17 protein-coding genes are annotated in these 19,059 nt (G+C 34.1%); 8 read left to right on the top strand and 9 right to left on the bottom strand.

Annotated elements, in window-relative coordinates:
- Positions 1 to 249: 249 nt before the first annotated feature.
- The gene (locus tag CJF42_RS21245; RefSeq protein WP_095368592.1) at positions 250 to 720 is read left to right on the top strand and encodes a hotdog fold domain-containing protein; all 471 of its coding nucleotides are present in this window, start codon (positions 250 to 252) and stop codon (positions 718 to 720) included.
- A 61-nt stretch (positions 721 to 781) separates the two neighbouring features.
- Here the strand turns inward: CJF42_RS21245 and CJF42_RS21240 are convergent, their stop codons facing one another.
- Positions 782 to 1,648, bottom strand: coding sequence for a delta-class carbonic anhydrase (locus CJF42_RS21240; RefSeq protein WP_095368591.1), 867 nt, complete (start codon positions 1,646 to 1,648; stop codon positions 782 to 784).
- Positions 1,649 to 1,890: 242 nt separating this feature from the next.
- Here CJF42_RS21240 and CJF42_RS21235 point away from each other — a divergent pair, with 242 nt between their 5' ends.
- Positions 1,891 to 2,505, top strand: coding sequence for a flavin reductase family protein (locus CJF42_RS21235; RefSeq protein ID WP_095368590.1), 615 nt, complete (start codon positions 1,891 to 1,893; stop codon positions 2,503 to 2,505).
- A 103-nt stretch (positions 2,506 to 2,608) separates the two neighbouring features.
- Here the strand turns inward: CJF42_RS21235 and CJF42_RS21230 are convergent, their stop codons facing one another.
- Positions 2,609 to 3,535, bottom strand: a complete 927-nt coding sequence (locus CJF42_RS21230) for an electron transfer flavoprotein subunit alpha/FixB family protein (RefSeq protein ID WP_095368589.1) — start codon at positions 3,533 to 3,535, stop codon at positions 2,609 to 2,611.
- Complete coding sequence (locus CJF42_RS21225) at positions 3,536 to 4,285, bottom strand: electron transfer flavoprotein subunit beta/FixA family protein (protein WP_095368588.1); 750 nt, start codon at positions 4,283 to 4,285, stop codon at positions 3,536 to 3,538.
- Between the two features lie 183 nt (positions 4,286 to 4,468).
- Here CJF42_RS21225 and CJF42_RS21220 point away from each other — a divergent pair, with 183 nt between their 5' ends.
- Positions 4,469 to 6,115 (top strand): electron transfer flavoprotein-ubiquinone oxidoreductase, encoded by a 1,647-nt coding sequence (locus tag CJF42_RS21220; RefSeq protein WP_095368587.1) that lies wholly within the window; start codon positions 4,469 to 4,471, stop codon positions 6,113 to 6,115.
- 707 nt (positions 6,116 to 6,822) lie between these two features.
- Here the strand turns inward: CJF42_RS21220 and CJF42_RS21215 are convergent.
- Together CJF42_RS21215 and CJF42_RS21210 are read right to left on the bottom strand one after the other, a co-directional pair.
- Positions 6,823 to 7,569 carry a substrate-binding periplasmic protein gene (locus tag CJF42_RS21215; RefSeq protein ID WP_141235619.1) on the bottom strand — a complete coding sequence of 249 codons (747 nt, stop codon included), beginning with the start codon at positions 7,567 to 7,569 and terminating at the stop codon, positions 6,823 to 6,825.
- Positions 7,570 to 7,898: 329 nt separating this feature from the next.
- On the bottom strand, positions 7,899 to 9,155 hold the full coding sequence (locus CJF42_RS21210) for a hypothetical protein (RefSeq protein WP_095368585.1): 1,257 nt from the start codon (positions 9,153 to 9,155) through the stop codon (positions 7,899 to 7,901).
- 241 nt (positions 9,156 to 9,396) lie between these two features.
- Between CJF42_RS21210 and CJF42_RS21205 the strand changes: the two genes are divergently transcribed.
- A complete protein-coding gene (locus CJF42_RS21205) occupies positions 9,397 to 10,119 on the top strand; it encodes a hypothetical protein (protein WP_095368584.1) in 723 nt (240 codons plus the stop codon).
- Positions 10,120 to 10,416: 297 nt separating this feature from the next.
- Positions 10,417 to 10,551, top strand: a complete 135-nt coding sequence (locus tag CJF42_RS29145) for a hypothetical protein (protein ID WP_286203517.1) — start codon at positions 10,417 to 10,419, stop codon at positions 10,549 to 10,551.
- A gap of 497 nt (positions 10,552 to 11,048) precedes the next feature.
- Here CJF42_RS29145 and CJF42_RS21200 read toward each other — a convergent pair whose 3' ends face one another.
- From CJF42_RS21200 to CJF42_RS21190, 3 genes are all read right to left on the bottom strand, one after another.
- Positions 11,049 to 12,233 carry a hypothetical protein gene (locus tag CJF42_RS21200; RefSeq protein ID WP_095368583.1) on the bottom strand — a complete coding sequence of 395 codons (1,185 nt, stop codon included), beginning with the start codon at positions 12,231 to 12,233 and terminating at the stop codon, positions 11,049 to 11,051.
- A gap of 11 nt (positions 12,234 to 12,244) precedes the next feature.
- On the bottom strand, positions 12,245 to 12,682 hold the full coding sequence (locus CJF42_RS21195; RefSeq protein WP_095368582.1) for a type 2 periplasmic-binding domain-containing protein: 438 nt from the start codon (positions 12,680 to 12,682) through the stop codon (positions 12,245 to 12,247).
- A 179-nt stretch (positions 12,683 to 12,861) separates the two neighbouring features.
- Positions 12,862 to 13,221, bottom strand: a complete 360-nt coding sequence (locus CJF42_RS21190) for a C-type lectin-like domain-containing protein (protein ID WP_095368581.1) — start codon at positions 13,219 to 13,221, stop codon at positions 12,862 to 12,864.
- 1,060 nt (positions 13,222 to 14,281) lie between these two features.
- Between CJF42_RS21190 and CJF42_RS26900 the strand changes: the two genes are divergently transcribed.
- Both CJF42_RS26900 and CJF42_RS21185 read left to right on the top strand, forming a co-directional pair.
- Positions 14,282 to 14,614 (top strand): IS66 family transposase, encoded by a 333-nt coding sequence (locus CJF42_RS26900; RefSeq protein WP_141235618.1) that lies wholly within the window; start codon positions 14,282 to 14,284, stop codon positions 14,612 to 14,614.
- Positions 14,615 to 14,661: 47 nt separating this feature from the next.
- A complete protein-coding gene (locus CJF42_RS21185) occupies positions 14,662 to 15,417 on the top strand; it encodes an ABC transporter permease (RefSeq protein WP_252097689.1) in 756 nt (251 codons plus the stop codon).
- An 80-nt stretch (positions 15,418 to 15,497) separates the two neighbouring features.
- Here the strand turns inward: CJF42_RS21185 and CJF42_RS21180 are convergent, their stop codons facing one another.
- Positions 15,498 to 16,337 (bottom strand): ATP-grasp domain-containing protein, encoded by an 840-nt coding sequence (locus tag CJF42_RS21180; RefSeq protein WP_095368579.1) that lies wholly within the window; start codon positions 16,335 to 16,337, stop codon positions 15,498 to 15,500.
- A 629-nt stretch (positions 16,338 to 16,966) separates the two neighbouring features.
- On the opposite strand from CJF42_RS21180, the gene CJF42_RS21175 reads away from it, so the two are divergent.
- The gene (locus tag CJF42_RS21175; RefSeq protein ID WP_095368578.1) at positions 16,967 to 18,991 is read left to right on the top strand and encodes a methyl-accepting chemotaxis protein; all 2,025 of its coding nucleotides are present in this window, start codon (positions 16,967 to 16,969) and stop codon (positions 18,989 to 18,991) included.
- Positions 18,992 to 19,059 lie beyond the last annotated feature (68 nt).

The raw sequence follows: 19,059 nt of genomic DNA, 5'->3' as shown, positions 1-19,059 counted from the left end.
TCTGAATGGTCACTTAATTATCGAATCGGTATAAATAACATCACCGCTAGCTTCACCATCAAAATCAATTTGCGCTAAATCCAATAAGTTTTTAATTAGCGCATTTGCTACAATTGTTTTTCGAGAGTTGACTCTAGCAATAAATCAACGCAATTGAATGGCGTTAAAATTGTAAATAAATCAGTTAAAGTGGAGATTTTAAATATTAATGATAAACTCATCTGACCACATGAAGTAAAAAGAATAATTATGAATAATTCAAAACCAAATAAACTGATGTCAATTTACAATAAAATATCAAAATTGCCATTTGGTAATAAAATTTTTTCTATGATCATTGCAAACAAGGCCCCCTACTTTGGTACGATTAGCCCTAAAATCACACAGCTAAGAACAAATTACTGCGCATGTTTCATTAAAAAGAAAAATGCAGTTCATAATCATATTAAAACGGTTCATGTCATTGCGATTTGTAATGGATTAGAAATGGCAATGGGTGTGATGGCAGAATCTTCAATTCCTAAACATCTCAGGTGGATCCCGAAGGGAATGAGCTTAAATTATACCGCTAAGGCAGGTACTGACATTTTATGTACAGCAGAAGTAAAACCCGAACAATGGAAAACTGGAGATATGACTGTGCCAGTAATTGCATACGATACAAATGGTGTTACTGTTGTTGAAGGAGAGATTAAATTGTGGATTTCAAATAAAAAATAAAACAGAATGCGTTTATACCCAAACCACTAACTATAAGAGGATAAACGTATTTTTTAAAATATTATTTAATTTCAGACAGAAGTTTAGGATTTTTCACTAAGTTTCTCACGCCATGAGCATGGTCTTCGTTGAATGTATTTCCTTTTAACCACTTGCCAACAGTACGAATATCAACTTTAGCTATTTTTGGTCTTACACTCCAACTAACTTGAAACGGAGAACCTTTTTCGTTGTAACTAGGCCCTGTCGTAGAACCTGTATATTGTACCGGTGCGCCCGTATTAGTTGGAATATTAACAGCTTGATGATAACCATTTTTAACACTGTGTTCAGTCAATTTAGTAAAATCTAGTGCATTTTTATCATTTACTAATACATAAACTTGCGTTTCAACTCTTAATTGTGGATTACCAATAGCATCGCTTAAACAAGCGCCAAGCGTAGGTCCTGGTTTAATTTTTGCTGTTGAATGAACGTAATGTACTTCAATTGTATCACCAGGATAAAGGCTACCATGCTTACTTGCACCAATTGTTTTATCTACAGGCTTCATTTCAGCTTTACTTAAGTGACCTGAATATTTAAATCCACTTTGATAACCATGGCCGTCTCCGTTACCAGCATATTTAGTAAACTCTCCGCCTTTATGTTCTGCATTTTTATGAAAATGAATATTACATAAGTTCATTTCTTTAAAAAAAGGCGCAGCACTAAAAGCGCGATTATTTTCACCCATTAACGAGTCTATATCTCGAGGAGACTGAGGACCAAATCCTTCATCGTTAGTTGACTTAGCAAGTGCAGCTCTTTGATTAGCAATTACTTTATCTGGTACTGATTTATATGCGCCTTTATGGCCACTATCTGCAGTAGCACATAATGGTAATACTAATGCCACTGTAAACATCATTATTTTATTTTTTTTCATGGTTAAACTCTCATCGTAAAAACTTATAATATAGTAGTTTAATTTTTGAAATTTGTATAACAAAAATCAGTAAAAATATAGGTTTTTTCTATAATTTAGAAGTATTTATAAAAAATAATTAATTATAAATAACGCTTAACTGTAATTTATATTTTTTTATTTACGATAATTATTTAATGCTGTTTTTTATAGGAAGAATATGGCAGCATTTGTATCTTATTATCTTCATTATATAGACTAAAATGAACCTAAACTTTTCTGAATTTTCAGCAAATAAACGTTATCACTTAATAACACAAACATTAATACCCCGGCCTATCGCTTGGACATTAACAAGCTCTGATAATGGTATTTTAAATTTAGCTCCGTTCTCATATTTTACGGCAGTATCAAGTGATCCCGCATTAATAATGATCTCTGTCGGTTTAAAACCAAATGGTGATAAAAAAGATACACTAGTCAATGTGCTTAAAAATAAAAAAATGATCATTCATATTGCTTCAGAGCAAGATGCTCAAATTGTTACACAAACTGCTGCCACATTAGCTTATGGTGAATCTGAAGTAGACGCTTCGCAATTAAAAACAACTGATTTTGAAAGTTTTTCATTACCGAGATTAACTCAATGTGATATTGCATATGCATGTGATCTTTATGAAATAAAGGAACTTGGAGACGTAGGACAAACTTTAATATTCTTAGAAGTTAAACATTTATATATCAGCGAAAGTGTAGCAAACATAGATGAGAAAAAAAGGATCAAGGTACATTCTGATAAAATAAACCCCTTAGCTCGTCTAGGTAGTGGTGAATACGCAGCTATTACTGCCCCTTTTAATTTACAAAGACCAAAATAATTTATAACTTTTTGGGGAAGGTAAATTATAAAAAAACACAACTTAAGAAGTTGTGTTTTTTTATGAGTAACATACTCAATAAGTTTTTATTAATATGACTCGTTTATAAAGAAGATTCTAATTCAGGAAGCACATCAAATAAATCAGCAACTAATCCATAATCTGCAACTTGAAAAATTGGCGCATCAGGGTCTTTATTAATAGCAACAATAACTTTTGAATCTTTCATACCTGCAAGGTGTTGAATCGCACCACTGATACCAACTGCAATATATAAATTTGGAGCCACGATTTTACCAGTTTGTCCAACTTGCATGTCGTTTGGCACAAAACCGGCGTCTACAGCAGCACGTGAAGCACCAATCGCTGCGCCAAGCTTATCTGCGATACCTTCTAGTAACTTGAAGTTTTCGCCATTTTGCATACCACGACCACCTGAGATAATAACCTCAGCAGCTGTCAATTCGGGACGTTCTGATTTAGCTTGCTCTTTAGATACAAATTCACTTCCTGCGGCAGCACTATCGTTATCATTGTTAATAACGTCAACTGCTGGTTGCTCACCTTGTAAATCAAATGCACTTGCACGCACAGTGATAATTTTTTTATCTTCTAAAGACTTAACTGTTGCAACTGCATTACCAGCATAAATTGGACGCTTAAATGTATCGGCATCTACTACAGCTATAATTTCAGAGATCTGACTTTTATCTAAAAGTGCAGCAACACGAGGCATAAAGTTTTTACCCGTTGTTGTTGCTGCAGATAATATATGACTGTAGTCATCACTTAGAGAGATTACTAAGTTAGCCATGTTTTCTGCTTGTTGATGCTCAAATGAAACATTATCAACAAGAATTACTTGGCTTACACCTTCAATACTCGCTATTTTTTTAGCTGCTTCACTTACGTTTAAGCCAGCAACTAAAACGTCAACTGCTTGGCCTAATCTTGTGGCAGCATTAATTGTTTTAGATGTTTCTGGTTTTAAAACACCGTATTCATGGTCTGCTATGATCAATGTTTTCATTTAAATCACCTTCGCTTCAGTTTTTAATTTTTCTATTAGATGGGCAACATCATCAACTATGATCCCTGCTTCTCTTACCGCTGGTTCTTCAACTTTAACAAGTTCAATACGAGGCGCTAAATCAACGACTAGAGAATCTGCAGCAATGACAGTTAATGGCTTACGTTTTGCCTTCATGATATTTGGTAATGAAGCGTAGCGAGGCTCGTTTAAACGTAAATCAGTCGTTATGATTGCTGGTAATTCTAAAGCAACAGTTTGCAGGCCACCATCAACTTCACGCGTTACATTCACTTTTGAATCATTTAACTCAACTTTAGAGGCAAATGTACCTTGAGGTCGATTTGATAAAGCAGCTAACATTTGACCTGTTTGGTTATTATCCGAATCAATAGCTTGCTTACCTAAAATAACTAATTCAGCAGGTTCTTGCTCCAACAATTTATTAAGAAGCTTTGCAATTTGCAATGACTCTAATTGTTCTTCGGTTTCAATATGAATAGCACGATCGGCACCTAATGCTAATGCCGTTCTTAATTGTTCTTGAACTGCTTTTACACCAATAGATACAACAATAACTTCTTCAGCATTACCAGCTTCTTTAATGCGAATGGCTTCTTCTACAGCAATTTCGCAAAACGGATTTAATGCCATTTTCACATTGGCTAGATCAACATCAGTCTGATCTGCTTTAACTCTAGCCTTTACATTATAATCAATTACTCTCTTGACCGGCACGAGGATCTTCATAGTCTCTCCATTATTGTTGAACTAAACGTCAATTTTCGATTTTTATTTGTAATTAAGGCTACTTCCTGTTGACGTAAACGTCAACCTAAAATACTCTTAACCTCATATTAACTTAAAATAATTTGATTTAAGCCTAAAATAAGGTTTAATGAATCACAAACCGTCACAGAAAAAGGGGGAATTATGGTTGAACGTGAAACCATGGAGTTTGATGTTGTTATTGTTGGAGCTGGTCCTTCAGGACTCAGTGCTGCAATAAAACTAGCACAGCAAGCCCAAAACAAACAAAAAGAACTTATGATCTGTGTAGTTGAAAAAGGGTCAGAAGTTGGCGCACATATCTTATCCGGCGCAGTTTTTGAAACTAAAGCATTAGACGAATTAATTCCAGATTGGGCAGATAAAAACGCTCCAATCAAAACCGCCGTTAAACAAGATGATATCTATTGGCTTAACAACGAATCAAAAAGTACTAAAGTTCCGGGTTTCGCTGTTCCTAAGACATTCCATAATCACGGTAATTACATTGTTTCTATGGGTAATGTTTGTCGTTGGTTAAGTGAACAAGCAGAGCAACTTGGTATTGAAATCTTTCCTGGTTTTAGTGCTCATTCTCTTATCGTTGAAGATAATACAGTTAAAGGCATTATTACAGGGGATATGGGGGTAGATGAAAATGGTAATGAAAAAGATGGCTATATGCCAGGAATGGAACTACGTGCTAAATATACTATTTTTGCAGAAGGCTGTCGTGGTCATTTAGGAAAGGAGTTAATAAATCGATTTAATTTAAATGAAGGTAAATCACCTCAACATTATGGTTTAGGATTTAAAGAAATTTGGCAAATAGATGAAGATAAGCATGTTGAAGGAACTGTTGTGCATTCAACAGGTTGGCCATTAACAGGTGATACTAGTGGTGGTTCATTTATGTATCATAGTGAAGACAATCAAATCGTTGTTGGTTTGATTGTCGATCTTAATTACTCAAACCCTCATCTAAGTCCATATGATGAATTTCAAAGAATGAAACACCACCCTATATTCGCCCAAACACTTAAAGGTGGCAAGCGTATTTCTTATGGTGCACGAGCGATTGCTAAAGGTGGTTTAAATTCATTGCCTAAAATGAGCTTTCCAGGTGGTATTTTAGCTGGATGTGATGCTGGAACACTAAACTTTGCAAAAATCAAGGGCAACCACACTGCAATGAAGTCTGGTATGTTAGCTGCTGAAGCAATATTTGAAGTAATAGATCAAGGGCATGCTAATACAGATATTACAAGTTATCAAACAAGGTTTGAATCGTCATGGTTATATGAAGAGTTATTTGCCTCTCGTAATTTTGGCCCTGCAATGCACAAATTAGGTAAATTTGTTGGCGGTGCTTACAATACGCTAGATCAAAACTTTTTTGGTGGGAAGTTACCACTGCAATTTAAAGATAATACACCCGATCATGCAACACTCTTACCTGCAAGTAATTGTGACAAAATTGATTATCCTAAATATGATAATCAATTAAGTTTCGATAAATTATCATCTGTATTTTTATCAAATACAAATCATGAAGAGTCACAGCCTTGTCATTTAAAATTAGCTGATACTTCAATTCCTTTACAAGTTAACCTAACTGATTTTGATGAACCTGCTCAAAGGTATTGCCCAGCTGGTGTTTATGAAATTGACAACTCAGAAGAAGAGCCTAAATTTGTGATCAATTCACAAAACTGTGTTCACTGTAAAACATGTGATATTAAAGATCCAAGCCAAAATATTACTTGGGTTACACCTGAAGGTGCAGGTGGGCCGAACTACCCTAATATGTAAATCATTAAATGATATAAAAAATCCTCAATTATGAGGATTTTTTTGAAATTAATTCAATCTTAGAATGTTTGTATTTATCTTAACGTCGCAAAACCCTTCATTTTTCATTCTCGTAAAACCACTTAAATCAAAGATTGTATTTTATGTTGTTGTTAAACCATTTAGATCATTTAAAATATATACCCAAGCCACTTCAAGATGTGAGGTTCAGGACTGCTGAGCAATTCATGATCTAGGCGCATCTTTGCATTAATGGTTACTCCCTTAAAAAAAGATGGAACAACGAGCATGATTTGCTCAGAAGTCCCTGTAAGGTTGGTTTATAAATACTTTGATGCAGCGTTATTGATTTTGAAAAGGGAATAACCATGTTCTTCAATCAATGCCTTGCCTAAAGCATTTCTAATTCCAACTGAATCCTGCATCTCGAAGTGGTTTGGGTATATACCCAAACTACTTCAAGAAACGAGTTTTAATTAAACTCAAAAAAGACTTAGGCAAGGCATTGATAGTAGGGAATCGTCACTGACTTGTCAAAATCAATAACGCGATATAAATCATTTTTAAATCAATATTGTAAAGGTACTTTTCAGATAAAATTAAGGATTGTTGATTAAGTTTAAGCTCAATGGTTTTTATGGCTAATGCAAAATAAGTAACCTTTAAAATATCTGAAAACTTATTACTGCGTGTTTAAAGAATAATAATTACAAGGTATATTTTTTATAAATACCTTCTATTTCTTTATTAATAATCATGTATCGTAAAGCTTGATTAAATTCAGTTAAATACTGGGAGTTTTTCGGATGAAACCTAAGAGATACTTGTGTATTACCTAATTCAATAATTTTTTCATATCTTCGGTAGTTAGGGTTCAATAGTTGATAATACTGAGCTGTGATATCTCCTATGCAAATGTAATCTAAATGATTACGAGATAATTGTTTAAGAAGTTCATTTTCAGATTTATTTTCAACTTTGACAATCTTTTTACTGCCAAAATGCTCATCCAACTTTTTATAGCTATATCCTCTAACAACCCCAATCATGCTGCCATATAAATCAGAAAAAAATTCTATAGGTTTATTTTTAATTCCAAACAAAATTTCTGTTGATGATGCATAAGGGATACTATATATGCCAATTTCTTTCCTGCTTAAACGCCAATTTCTGTTTATTCCAGGCTCTATATCTACATTCCCTAAATCAAATTCACGTAGCCCTCGTGCGGCAGGAAGTTGTAGAAATGTAAAGTTATGTCCTGTTAAATCAGAAATCCTGATGAATATATCAATAAAAATACCAGAGCGTTTACCCTCGGTCACCATACTGTATGGAGGGTTACCTCCATTATATAAAACAACATTGAAAGTTGCTGCGAAGCTAGATGGTAGAAATATAATAAAAATAAAATTACTAAAAATGTATTTATAATTAGATAAAATAAAAACCATAATTAACAAATATATTGTTTAACTGTTAGCAATAATTGCTCTATTTTTGTTTATTTGCAATAACTTTTTAGTACACTGGTTTATATATTCTCTAAATCACCGATAATTGCTGTAATCACAACTGTACCCGTTTTAAAATTTTTAATATGTATTAATCATAAATTCTCCAAAATCATTATAACAATTGAACTAATAATTTATTATCTCTGAATTAGCGCTCCTTTTGGGTAAACCCACGTAAGGTAATATAACTGATTGTAAGCGATTAAAATGAATAAAAATGCGCTTAATAATATGAGGTTATTAAGCGTTTTAAAATAAATCAAATATTAAAAATCTGAGCTATTGATAACTGAATCTGTAAACTTTAACTTTTCTATATTTCTAAGTGTATTTGTAGCATCTCTATCATCTTGTAAATCTTGAACTATCAGTACACCATCATTGTTAGATATATCGTAATGTGTAGAGGGTCCTGAAAATATAATCATATTTTCACCTGAGTTACCTGTAATGTCATTATCCATCGAATTTACAATTACATTACTGTTTTTACTGCCAGTTAGAGTAATATCTTTTAGGTACTGTGAATGGTGGGTATAAGATAAACTCGTATTAAATTTAAGGCTAAAGTCACCTTCAAAGCTGCCATCAATACGAGCGTTATACGTAAGGTACGAATGAAAAAATTGATTATCCATTAAAGTTGCAGCTTGAGGATCTTTTACCGCTAAGTCACTTCGTGTCTTAGCAATATACATACCCCACATACCGTATTGACTATTAAAAGCGCCCCAAAGACCATAATATGTATCTATTACAGAAGCTAAATATTCTTGAGATAAACTATTTTCAGCGGTTAATTCAGCAATCCAACGTGCTTGATCTTGTGGCCACGCCCATAACTTATTTGATAAACCATTAACTTGTGCCGCTCTTATTTCGGCTTGAAAATTAGGTAAAGCACCGTTGAATTCAGAATTTTGATCTACACCTATACCATAATCGTGTACTAAATGCAATATTTCTTCAAAGCTTGCATCTCGATGTTCATAGTTTTGATTAATATACCAACGATGCCCTTCAACTTGCATTTCGCCATAATATAAAGGCTGACCTCCTAATTCAGCTCCTGCGTTAGTCCCATCGTCAACACCGTTCAATAATAAAAGTATGGCGCCATTATCTGCCATTTTATTTGCTACCTCACTTTTATCTTTTCCATAAAGAGAACCCGGTAAATTTGTTAAATAATGCTGTAGGATGCCACGAGCTCGTACAATTTGATTATCCATAATTTCTGTTTGCGCAATAATATGAATAGATCCACCATTAGGCGTATCAATTTTTGTATATCGGTCAAATTTCAGTGCTGTCGTATAAATTTTTATCAGTTTATCGGGTATATCAGAAATACCTAAGTTATTTACATTGGGATTTGTTGTTGGTGTTGTTCCTGTTGTAGGCGTTTGCGTGGTATCTGTTGCAGTTGTTTTAATACTATTGCCACCACAACCAAGAAATAAAGAGCTTAACAGAATAACACTTACACTATTTACCACATACTTTCTTTTATTTAAATTCATAACTTCTCCAATATATACGCTTAGATGAAAAATATTCATATAATTTAGAGTTAACTATGCACAAAATATCTCTTTGTTTTTGTAAGAGGGTGTAAGCATTCAATCAAAAATTTGTCATATATATCAAGTATAAATCTTTAAACAATTAAAAATTAAAGGTTATTTCACCTTACAAACGCTTACTTACTCATAAAAAATATTTCAATAAACTATGTGTAAAGTCAAAAAACAAAGAATAATTATGGAAATTTCAAATCAGACACAGCCAATAAATTTAAATAGCAAAACAATTATACCAAATGAGAAAGATTCAGACTCAAGCGCTTTGCTCTCTAATAATACAAAATCAATACAGCTGAACATCTCCAATGAAGCTAAATTAGTACAAGAAATAGATGCGAGTTCAAATAAAATTGATAATATTTTAATGAGTCACTTATCATCTCAACAATTAAAAGAACTTGATGGTTTATATTCAGAGCTAGAAACTGCATTTTCAAAAGAAAAAATGAACTATAAAGAAATAAAAATAATTGATGATTTATTTGAGAAAGTGCATGATATCCTTCAAACGAGTTTTGATAAACTTTCCAACGATGAGCAAAAAACTGTTGACGATTTGATATTTAAAATGGATAAATTAGAAATCCAATTAGATGACAACCCACACATATATCAAAAACAAAAACCGACTTTAACTACAAATGACTCTCCTGAAATGAATTTAAATACAGACTTAAATAAAAATAAAAAAAGTCGGCTTACAGTAGCTGAATTAAATGCATTACCTATTATTGAATTACAAAAATTACCACTGAATCAAATAAAAAAGCTCAATACGCAACAGATAAATAAATTAAGTATTATTCAATTAAATACTCTACCAACTTTGCAATTAAAGCAATTAACACCTGGCAATATCAGTAAGCTTAATCCGTCACAGCTGAGCAAGTTAAGTCCATAAAGATATATATCCATGTTATTGATCAAGATTGATTTTATCTTCACTAAACACATACTAGCCACGATGACACTGACTAGTTGCCAAAATAATGTACTAAAAATTTAACACGATAAAACGCGTGATGGTAGAGTACCTGCCCTTATATACCCAAACCACTTCAAGATGCAGGATTCAGTTGGAATTAGAAATGCTTTAGGCAAGGCATTGATTGAAGAACATGGTTATTCCCTTTTCAAAATCAATAACGCTGCATCAAAGTATTTATAAACCAACCTTACAGGGACATCTGAGCAAATCATGCTCGTTGTTCCATCTTTTTTTAAGGGAGTAACCATTAATGCAAAGATGCGCCTAGATCATGAATTGCTCAGCAGTCCTGAACCTCACATCTTGAAGTGGCTTGGGTATAAAGTCAATTTCCTATGCCAGTAATAGTTGGAGCGATAAAGAAACAGCTGATACGTTCCTTATTCATCAAACAACGGATCGACAACACATTTAAAATTTTTGGTTTCTCTTGTAAAACCGATCTTCGTGTATTTAGTACAATCAAACGGCTACTAAAGTCTGCCAATTCTAAATAGTCAATATATGATACATTAAGTTTTTCAACCGCTTTATATCAGTCAACCAAAGTAAAACCATGATATAATTGATACTAACGCTTAATAACTTCATCATGAGTTAAGCTTAAATCTTCGCCTCTATTTACTTTTAATAGAAGGTAATAGTGATTATACATGATTGCATAAGCTGCAATATCTATTGAAAACACAGTTGAAATTAATTTTATTCTATCAACTAACCAAGTTTTCAGTGGTCAAAGTTATTCCCAAAATATTTATCATCACCACATAAAAAGGTTCTCTTGCCCTCGTAACCCAAATTTTGAATTATACATGGTTAAATCAAATAACCATGTATTCTGATTAAAAAATAAAATCAACTCCAATAGTGAGCGTATCTGAATCTCCATGGTATCGCCAACCTGACTCTGCAGGAGCTTGATCCACAAATTTATCATATTGAATTTTGATAGATGCACTAGGATGAAAATCGTAACGGATACCATAACTTAACATATAGTGTTCTTCTAAATCTTCTCTTGGAACATTAACTTCCTCATGATCTGCTTTTGAATATGAAATATATGGATGTAAGTCATCCATATTGTATACTAAAGATATTAGATAAGTTGGAAATTTGGTTCCAGGAGTATCATTCCGTGTTACTGAGTTCCAATCAAATAAGATGGTGAACGATGATAAATCAATGGTCCCACCAAATCCTATGAATTTTTGTACAACTGCGGGAATTACAACCGTGTCAGCATCTGTATAATATCTATTTCTTGCTAAATCATGTTGGAAATAAACAAACCTTAAATCGAAAAAGTCACCTGATAAATTCCAATTCATTCCGGTGATATCTGTCCATAATTCATCTACATGAGTAGCATTCCCACCATATAATTTATCGTAGTAATTCATCTCTTTGTTATCATGTGAGTATTCATTTCCATAAAATACGGTTAAAGTATTTGAATAGTCAGCTAAAGAAAAATCATACATTGCATGGAAGCCATTGAACTGAGTAATTTGCCACCAATAAAGGTTTGATGGCGGCCTCACCCAAGGATAGGCATAACCTACTTCTGAAAACTCAGAAAAGTAATACATAGGAATATTTCTGCGACCAACCATTAAAGTTAATTCGTCTGTAGCATGATATGTTAAGTAATACCAGTCAAATTCTGGGCTAAAATCATCGACTCCTTTAGCGACTAATTGTCCAGTGACTTTTAAGTCCTCCCCTAAATCTGCCACAACTTGTAATGCAAAAATAGTTTCAGGTTTAAAACTAAAATCATTATTGTATTGACCTACATCATAAAAGTCTGCGGTTAAAATTTGCTCTCTAGTATTTAATGGTGGGTTAGAATAACTTGGCGGCTGACTCCAATCAAAACCGACATTATCTAATGTTACATCACCTAAAGTACGGCCACCAACAATAGACCCAAACCCAGAAATGTTAACATCTGCACTTACATAAGTTGAAATTAAAGCACTTGATACAAGTAAGGCTGATATTGATTTATTAAAGTATTTCATATTATCCCCACTTAAAATTTAGCAATTACTTTCACATCACTAGTTATAGATGCTGAATCTATATATCCAATAGCACCTTGATTTGATAAGATGGTTGATATTATTTCAGCATCCGAAGCGAGTTCTGTTGGCATACTACCTTTTCCAGTAAAAATTAACTTCGACCAATAAGCATTTACTTGACTACTAGATCGACCAATAACAAACTTGTTAAATTCATCCCGAGAATTCATATTCTTAGAGGCATTCATTGGAAGAGCAACTTGTCCATTTGGAAATTTTTTCATTTTTCCCATGAATATTCTTTCAATTGAAGTTTTATCTAATACAGAATTATTATCCAAATTGACAATAACAGCTATTTTAGCAGAAACAGAATAGGTAGATAGAATCCCAACAAGTACCGTAGTGACTATAATACGTTGTTTGTTCTTAAATTGTGTAAACATTACTATATCCCATAAAGCTTTTTTTCATAAATAAATATAGTTTGTATTCAAGAGTTCGCATAATTTTTTAAATTTTTATTCAGAAATAAAGTTTAAAATCACCCAAAGATACCATTGATGATAATTGTTGGTTTTTTCAGCATTACAGACATAATAATTATCCGTTGTAAGAACAGTATTTATCGCACTGCTGATAACGATAGAGCCAAGCGAGAGTTATAGCCAGATCCACCATCATCATTAGACGCAATTTGATTGCCATTTTCATCCAGTAAATAGAGATAAGTATCAATCGCTGATATCAGGTTAATCTCAACATAAGAAGCATCTACTAAGGTCAAAGTATAATGAGGGTTATTAGTACTGCTATCACCTGAATCATTCCAACTAGCATTCACTTGACGATTATTTTCGGGTATTAACCATCGTCCTTCCGTCGCCAGATCATTAATATTCAGCCACGTATTGCCAACACCTTTAGCTGCTTTTAGCTTTTCATTGTCTTGGCTATTTTTAGGAGTATCAAACTTGTAACCCACAGCTTCGTTATCACAAGTCGCATTACCCTGAACAACTTAGCGGGATGACAATGAAAACACAATAGCAGTATGCTACTTAGGAACGTGAACTTGATTAAGTGTGAATAGCGAGACGTTCACAATTAAACGATAGAACCACCAAATCAAGAAACAAGCGAACGATTAAACTCATGAATAAAATACCTGAGCAATTAAAGACAATCACCGTCTCTGATAACGGCATCGAGTTTCATCAATATAAGAAAGTATAAGAAAGTATAAGAAGCCACTAATTGCCCTTATTACTTTGCCAACCCTTACCGCTATTGTGATCAAAGTTAAAATGAGAATACCAACGAATTAAGACAATATTTGATTAAAGGAACATAAATTAAAGGCTTAACTCAGCAATGATGCAATATCATCACTGCTAAATTAAATACAAGACCAAGAAAACCTCTTGTCTATAAAACACCTAAGGAATACTTTAATGAATAATTACTTTTGTCGCAATTGAAACTAAGTTGTTTAATGTAAATGATTTGACGTGCTAGTTCTAATCTCTCAATCTACACCAACATTATTAAAAAGGGCTTAAAGCGTGAGCTTACGGCGGCGTAGCTCAACTTCCACTTTTTATTTTGGTTTAATGGTCTTCACTAATTCATCTGGGCACCATTATGTCAAACCAAGAGCAAGTATCCATCGTTGTTAGCGCCTTTGAACAGTGGCGTAGCAATCGAAATGGCCGTCAAGTACCCACGCCTGCAACACTGCGTGAGCAAGCCGATCATTACTCAGTAGCTATTCATCTAGCCAGATTACCTCGGCGCTGTGGATCAGCGGTAGCCAGTTAAAGCAGTGGCGAAACACGCTTGAGGCATCAGAACAAACACCTCAATTTGTTAATTTACCTGTGTCGCCTGCGCTAACTGATAACCCCTTTAATGTTGAGTTGTGTTTTGCCAGTGGCGATCAACTACGTCTCTCTGGTGTTGTTGATCATGATGTGATCACCAAGATTATTGGAGCGATGAAGTCATGATCCATTTAACCGCAGATACCCAAATTTTACTAGCCATTGCACCTACTGATTTTCGATGCCAAGCCAATAGAGAAAAAAGTCCGTAACAGTGATAAAACCCGAACACGTACCGGCGTTTATACCTCTGGTGTTATTGCGACCCAGGCCGATAATCGAGACATCGTGTTGTTCGAAACCAACATCGGCTATGCGGGGGAGTTTATCGACAGCATTTTGCACAAACGCGCCAAATCGAAAGCCAAACCCATCATCATGAGTGACGCATTAGCCAGTAATCGGCCCACGGAGCGTGAGGCGGTGCTTTCATTGTGCAACAGCCACGCCAGACGGCAGTTTGTTGACGTGATAAATCATTTTCCTGATGAGTAGAGTATATCCTCAAGCGCTATGGAGAAATTTGGAAAAATGAACACAAGGTGGTTGAGCAACAGCTAAATTCCACGCAGCGATTTGCATATCACCAGCAACACTCACTGCCGATACTGGAAGAAATCAAATCCTGGGTAGTAGCACTGCAGTTTTATGATACCTTGATTCGCTTTGGATCGGTTGATCTGTTAGGTGCTGCTGTCGCCATGAGCTTAATCAGAGAGTTAGGGGCGGTGATGGCTGCACTTATGGTGATTGCTCGTGTTGGCTCTGCTACCTGTGCTGAAATAGGGATTATGCGCAATGAGCAGCAGTTTGACGCCCTCGACTGTAGGGCTATCGATAGTTATCACTATGTAATGTTGCCACGTTTACTTCCAGCGATAGTGTCAGTGCCTTTATTGACCGCGATGTTTGACACTTTTGGTATTGGTGGTGGATATATTGTTGGTGTCTTAATACATGGCGTAAGTGACGGTGCTTATTTAGTAGGTATGGCAGACAAAATTGTATGGAATGATATCTGGATGGGCATTGTTAAGTCGTTTCTATTTGGTTTAGTTATTATGTGGATTTCTTTAGCCAAGGGTTTTTATCTGCACATTGAGCAAAAACAGTCTGGTGCTGTTGGTGTGAGCCAAGCAACTACACAGGCTGTGGTACTCAGTGCTGTATTGATGTTATTTGTTGATTATATTGTTAGCTCTCAAAAATACTTGCAATCACAGGCTGTAAAAAGGAGTCAGTCGCTGCTTCATAATACTTTTACCTCATTGTTCTATTTGCCTTTTAATATCAAATAAATATTTATGCCAGTCTATTTTTATCTAAAAAACAAAAGGCAATACCTGCCCTTTTAACTTCAACTTTGATCACAAATATTCTAATCTACATATTCAAAGCACTCATCTTTTAAATAATCCTTTAATATTTCACTATACATCGCAACAACAGCGTTATCACCATGATTAAAAATATAATTATTGAACTTTGGCCCTGAGTTGAGTTCAATCAAGAAAAAATTATCATTTTCATCAATAATAATATCTAGACCAACATAGGATAATCCTGGTAGTGTTACAGCTTGACGAAAGACTTCTGTTGCTTTATTTATAATTGTTTGGTCAAGAAGCGGAATTGTTTTTCCATTCAAGCCTTCCCAATAACGAGCACCAAATTTAACATCACCGAAGTACCTTTCATATGATAATCTAGCTTTCCCATCATAAAAAACGACCCTTATTTCTTTTTTTGTTTTTATAAACTCTTGTGCCAATACGACATAATCATATTCAGGTAAACTCTTATCAAATACAGTATTTATAGCAACCCTAGCTTCATCTTGGTTTTGACATAAAAAAACATGTATGCCTAAAGCCCCTTTATTCTTTTTAATAACCAAAGGATAAGAAAAGTTATTTTCAATCTGTTCAATAATATCGTCTAAACATTTATAAGTGACATATGTTTGATATTTTTTTTTGACATTATAATCAAGAAAGTCCATCGTTTTAGGCATATTTACTTTGTTTTTTAATAATTCATATTGGTGCTTTTTATCTTTGCATACTTGAGCCATAGACTGATTATTAAAAGGCGTGCGATTATGATGAAAATGATGTTTGTCTGCAATAATCATGTAGTTTTGATGATTATCAATAAATTGATAAGGGATATCATTTATTTGACAGGCTTGAACTAAAGATTTGATATTAGCTTCCACTTAGTTTGCTCTTTATTGTAAATTTTGAATTCTATTATTAATATTAACAATATGTACCCAATAAGGCAACGTAGTTTTCTTAAATTAAAGCATACCAATATAAATATTTCATTGATTATCAATGCTCTATTATGAGATAAACATTAGCAAATATTATCAAACAAAAAAACATAAAATACTTATTTTGTATTTTTTACAAGATCTAGACTAATCGTACTTGCAAAGTGGGTCGTGTCCATATATATCTAGTTTTATTAAAGAATAAAGTGAAATCAGACAATTTACTAAACAGAAATTGTATATACCCGTGCCACTTGGAAATGCAGGTTTCAGAGCTTGGGTAGCATACGAGTACAAGGCATGGTTTGAATTCATGGTTATTTGAATCATAACGCCGTAATCGTTTTCTACCCAAACTCCCGTAAGGCAAGACGATAAGCGTCCAACTGCGTTGTTATAAAATATTTGTTGAGAATGACTTAACGACACATCTTATGCCTCGCATTTGGCACGCTTCTCAAATTGCTGAAATTGCGCATTGCCGTGAAGTATGGGTATATTTAAAACCCGTTTCCTTGCGATTGCCGTAAAGTAACTTAAAATAAAAGAAATAAAAGGAATAAAATTATATGTTCAAGTTAAAAAAAATAAACCATAAACTTATTTTTTCATTTTTATCGTTATCTTTAATCCCACTCATTATTTTTTCTTTTATCAATATTAAACTGGCAAATGATGCCATTCAAGCACAAGTCTTTAATCAATTAAAAGCGGTAAGTAGCATTAAGAAGGTGCAAGTTTTAAATTATCTATCAAAATTAAAAGATAGTCTAGAGGTATTAAACGACGACCCTTATATACATGAAGCTTTAGACGACTTTTCTCAAGCATTAGATTTGAATGGATTAGAGAGTGACGAATGGCATCAAGCTGAGAAGAAATACGCCAATCACTTTAAAAAAATCAACAAAATTAATGCTTGGTATGATTTATTTTTTATCAATTTAAAGGGTGATATTGTCTTTACTGCGACAAAAGAATCTGATCTAGGTATGAATATACCTCAATCTTCTCTTAGTCAAAACAGTATAGGTGATGCATTTAAAAAAGCGCAACAAAGTACTCAAGGTGAAATATCATTCAGTGATTTTAAGCCCTACCCTCCTTCTAATAATGACCCTGCCGCCTTTATGATGGAAAAAGTCATCAATTCAAATGGTGTTCATGTGGGCTATGTAGCTTTGCAATTCCCATTGGGAGAACTCAATGAAATCATGCAACAACGTGATGGAATGGGAGAAACAGGGGAAACCTATCTTGTTGGTCAAGACAAACGAATGCGCTCAGATTCTTATTTAGATCCTAAAGGACATTCTGTTATCGCTTCTTTTGCTGGTGATATTGCCAATAATGGTGTGAATACCGATGCGGTTACAGCAGCGTTTAAGGGTGAAACGGCAAGCCGTATTATTATTGATTACAATGGTAACTCTGTACTTTCTTCATTTACAGCTTTAGATTTAGGCAGCTTTAAATGGGCACTGATTGCTGAAATTGACGAAGCAGAAGCATTTAAAGCAGCGAATAACTTAATTAACATATCAGTAAGCTTAGTGGTCGCCGTTTCTGTGATTATTAGTCTTATTGGTTTTTTGATAGCTAAAAATATCAGTACTCCAATAATACAAACCGTTTCGACAGCACAACGTGTATCATCAAGTGATTTAACAGAAAAGGTCATCGTTACTCAAAATGATGAATTAGGGTTGTTACAACAGTCTATGAAGGAAATGATAGCTCAGTTAAAAAGTATAGTTGAGCATATTTCAAGTTCAGCTGACCAGCAAGCTACAGCTTCAGCAGAGCTTTCCTGTATTACAGAGCTAACAAATGCGAATGTGATCAGGCAACACGAAGCAACAGATCAAGTTGCTACCGCAATAAATGAAATGAGTATGTCAATTGATGAAGTTACAAATAATACCGCAGAAGCATCAAGTGCCGCAGATAGGTCAATAAAACTGGTAAAAAATAATACTGATACTGTTAATGAAACAATAGCAAAAATACTACAACTATCAGAAGATATCACAAAATCTAAAACACTCATTGATGAGGTTCAAGCGGATACAAGTAATATCGCTAATATACTAGTGGTGATTAAGGGTATTGCAGATCAAACAAACTTACTTGCATTAAATGCGGCAATAGAAGCTGCTAGAGCGGGAGATCAAGGTCGAGGCTTTGCGGTAGTTGCTGATGAAGTAAGAAATTTAGCACAAAACACACAAAACTCAACGATAGAAATCGAAAGTACCATTAAATCATTAGAGCAAAAGGTAAATGCGGCAACACAATCAATGAATGCAGGTACAGAGCAAACTAAGTTGATTATTGAAAAAACGAATGAAGTAACACACTCATTAGAAGAGGTAGAAACATCAGTCTCAATGATTTCAGATATGAATATTCAAATTTCTACCGCGACACAACAACAAAGTGCTGTTGCCAAAGATATTAACCAACAAGTAACTGAAATAAATAATATTTCAATTGAAACAGGTGAGAGTACCAAGGAAATCTCATCTGCGAGCGAAGAACTCGCTGCTTTAGCCGTAGATCTTATAGAGCAAGTAAAAACATTTAAAGTTTAATATTAACTCTTTGCTGTATTAGCTTGCAAGCGATGCAACAAATAGGCAGCAATTCTCGCTCAATATAA

The organism is Pseudoalteromonas sp. NBT06-2 (genome assembly GCF_002276045.1).
Lineage (GTDB): Bacteria > Pseudomonadota > Gammaproteobacteria > Enterobacterales > Alteromonadaceae > Pseudoalteromonas.
Note: the sequence above shows the minus strand (reverse complement) of the source record. Positions and strands in the feature narration are given on the sequence as shown.

Bases quoted from the DNA above. Each gene is read 5' to 3' on its own strand.
- CJF42_RS21245 (WP_095368592.1), top strand. From the start codon at position 250: ATGAATAATTCAAAACCAAATAAACTGATGTCAATTTACAATAAAATA.
- CJF42_RS21240 (WP_095368591.1), bottom strand. From the start codon at position 1,648: ATGAAAAAAAATAAAATAATGATGTTTACAGTGGCATTAGTATTACCA.
- CJF42_RS21235 (WP_095368590.1), top strand. From the start codon at position 1,891: ATGAACCTAAACTTTTCTGAATTTTCAGCAAATAAACGTTATCACTTA.
- CJF42_RS21230 (WP_095368589.1), bottom strand. From the start codon at position 3,535: ATGAAAACATTGATCATAGCAGACCATGAATACGGTGTTTTAAAACCA.
- CJF42_RS21225 (WP_095368588.1), bottom strand. From the start codon at position 4,285: ATGAAGATCCTCGTGCCGGTCAAGAGAGTAATTGATTATAATGTAAAG.
- CJF42_RS21220 (WP_095368587.1), top strand. From the start codon at position 4,469: ATGGTTGAACGTGAAACCATGGAGTTTGATGTTGTTATTGTTGGAGCT.
- CJF42_RS21215 (WP_141235619.1), bottom strand. From the start codon at position 7,569: ATGGTTTTTATTTTATCTAATTATAAATACATTTTTAGTAATTTTATT.
- CJF42_RS21210 (WP_095368585.1), bottom strand. From the start codon at position 9,155: ATGAATTTAAATAAAAGAAAGTATGTGGTAAATAGTGTAAGTGTTATT.
- CJF42_RS21205 (WP_095368584.1), top strand. From the start codon at position 9,397: ATGGAAATTTCAAATCAGACACAGCCAATAAATTTAAATAGCAAAACA.
- CJF42_RS29145 (WP_286203517.1), top strand. From the start codon at position 10,417: ATGCTCGTTGTTCCATCTTTTTTTAAGGGAGTAACCATTAATGCAAAG.
- CJF42_RS21200 (WP_095368583.1), bottom strand. From the start codon at position 12,233: ATGAAATACTTTAATAAATCAATATCAGCCTTACTTGTATCAAGTGCT.
- CJF42_RS21195 (WP_095368582.1), bottom strand. From the start codon at position 12,682: ATGTTTACACAATTTAAGAACAAACAACGTATTATAGTCACTACGGTA.
- CJF42_RS21175 (WP_095368578.1), top strand. From the start codon at position 16,967: ATGTTCAAGTTAAAAAAAATAAACCATAAACTTATTTTTTCATTTTTA.